At 36.1% G+C, this 2,378-nt stretch carries 2 protein-coding genes and 1 pseudogene; 2 read left to right on the top strand and 1 reads right to left on the bottom strand.

The window, feature by feature from the left end:
• Window positions 1–223: 223 nt before the first annotated feature.
• Window positions 224–424: a hypothetical protein gene (locus tag F6K13_RS28740; RefSeq protein ID WP_240039162.1), complete on the top strand. Its 201-nt coding sequence runs from the start codon at window positions 224–226 to the stop codon at window positions 422–424.
• Window positions 425–599: 175 nt separating this feature from the next.
• Here the strand turns inward: F6K13_RS28740 and F6K13_RS28745 are convergent.
• Window positions 600–998 (bottom strand): annotated as a pseudogene (locus F6K13_RS28745) (peroxiredoxin); the annotation flags it as partial.
• 355 nt (window positions 999–1,353) lie between these two features.
• On the opposite strand from F6K13_RS28745, the gene F6K13_RS28750 reads away from it, so the two are divergent.
• The coding region (locus F6K13_RS28750; RefSeq protein WP_287289250.1) for a peptidylprolyl isomerase at window positions 1,354–2,378 on the top strand (1,025 nt) is incomplete at its 3' end.

Genomic DNA, 2,378 nt, shown 5'->3' on the forward strand with positions numbered 1-2,378 from the left:
TATTCATTGCCTTACATTACGTCTAACAGTGGATACGTCTGCAAATTAATGCTTATTATCCAATCCTACTCTCCCTAAGACCTACAACCTTTGTGTAGATTTACCTTGAATGGCTTCCTAAGTTCTCGACCTATACTCTTAGGTGTCTTAGAGAGGTTTCCTCGTTCCCTTATTCCTTATTTACGGCTGATTTAGTAGGATAAAATCTCCCGGAGGGTTCGGTATGGTTGTCGATAATCCCGTAAGTATAGAATTATCCATAGACCCTCTGACTTTCGTCCTACATCCCATAGCTACCTTTGAGATGGTTTGGAATAACGAGAGTTTGATTACCTTCCTGTTTGTCCACTTGTCAGCCTTTGCTTGCGGTATCGTTCCTGGTAACTGGTATTTTCCCGCTTTTAGGCCAGCTTCACCAGTTTGATGTTCAGTCTCACCAGTGTGGCCTATGCTTTCTACCTAGACAACGAGGCGGTGGAATTTCACCACTAAGGAAATAAGAGTTTTCCGATGGCCAAATATTTAACCTCCTTTAAGATTAGCCATGGAAGGCTAGATATATCTGCTTTTCAGCAGTTTGACTAACCAACGAGTCGCACACTAACACTTCCATCCGTATCAGCTAACAATGGAAATTTCAATCCCTCAGAATCACAAAATTCTGCATGAGAATCTACATCATCTGCACTAACACCTAAAATTTGAGTATTTCTAGAAATATATTTTGGCAAATCTTGTTGGAATCTACGCGCCTCAATAGTACAACCAGAAGTAAAATCTTTAGGATAAAAATAAAGCACTACCCACTGACCCCGATAATCAGATAAAGAAATTTCTCCATCTCCAGTATTCGTGGGTAAAGTAAATTCTGGTGCTGGTTGGTATAACTCCGGTAATTTTCCTCCAAGTGCCCAAGTATTAGGAATAAAGTTAAACCAAGTTATCAAAGCTAAACAGCTAGCTAAAAATATGCTAATTAGATTCCGACGGGTGGTCATAATTTACGATGAAAACTCTACTTCATATAAGTTTACTTGAAGAAGGCAGAAGGCAGAAGGCAGAAGGCAGAAGGCAGAAGGCAGAAGGCAGAAGGGAAAATTGCTGATGGATAGTCTTCAATACGCCACTCCGTGTCTACAAACCCCAAGCAATTTTCAGCACCGCAAGTGACAGTGGGGTATTAAACCCATAAAAGAAAAGATAAATTTAGGAAAAAATTTTCTCTGGGGAAATTGTTAAAATCTAATATTTTATTTTGGATTTTGAGGAAAAATAGCGTTTATCAGAAAAGCCAGAAAATTTATTATATAATAAGCAACTTGTACAAAAATTTTACCCATAAAATTAGGAAAAATGGAAGAAGATTTACCACAAATATCAAGTCCAGCAACAGTATTAATGGTGATTGATAATCAAATAGTTACTATAGAAATTGATGGTATAAATGCACCAATAACTGGAGGTAATTTTGTTGATTTAGTAGAACGAAATTTTTATGATGGTGTCAGATTTCATCGCATCGAAAATCAACCACAATTTTCATTAGTTCAAGCAGGAGACCCTTTCAGTAGAAATCCAGATATTCCTTTGGAACTTTTAGGAAGTGGTAATTTTGTCGATCCACTAACAAATGAAACTCGATTTATTCCTTTAGAAATTCGGCCGTTAGGACTTGGGCAAGAAATTATTTACAATCAAATAGTTTCTCCTCCATTACAACTGCCAAATGTAGTAGGTGCAATTGGAATGGCTCGTATAGAAGTGTTAAATTCTGCATCTTCTCAATTTTATATTCCCTTGAATGATTTATCAGTATTAGATGGTAGTTTTGCCGTATTTGGTAATGTAATAGATGGGTTAGATGTTATAGAAGAACTAGAATTAGGTGATAGTATTACTGCTGTGAGAGTTACTCAAGGAATAATCCCTAGTCGAGTTTCACAAATTATTACTGATACTACTCTGCTCAATAATTTTATTAATATTGTTAATCGTGCCAATATTCCATTACCTATTGATTTCTTTCAAGTTTTAACAGAAGGAGATGATATTTTTCCAATTTCTACAGAATTATCTCAAGAAGTATTTGGTGTTTTAGGATTAGAAGGAAATGATGAAATTACAGGTTCAATACTTAATGATGTAATTAATGGTAATCAAGGAGATGATAGTTTAGATGGTAGAGATAGTTCCGATTATCTTCGGGGTGGAAAAGGGTTTGATTTATTATCTGGTGGTCCTGATAATGATATTCTGAATGGCAACTTAGATAGTGATACTTTATTTGGTGGTAGAGGAGATGATTTTTTACGCGGTGGTAAAGATAGTGATGTATTAACTGCTGGGGAAGGAAATGATATTTTAATTGGTGATGCTGG

Source organism: Okeania sp. SIO2B9 (genome assembly GCF_010672505.1).
In the GTDB taxonomy this organism is placed as follows: Bacteria; Cyanobacteriota; Cyanobacteriia; order Cyanobacteriales; family Microcoleaceae; genus Okeania; species Okeania hirsuta.

What these genes read in the sequence shown, in the direction of transcription:
- F6K13_RS28740 (WP_240039162.1), top strand. Translation starts at nt 224, where the DNA reads ATGGTTGTCGATAATCCCGTAAGTATAGAATTATCCATAGACCCTCTG.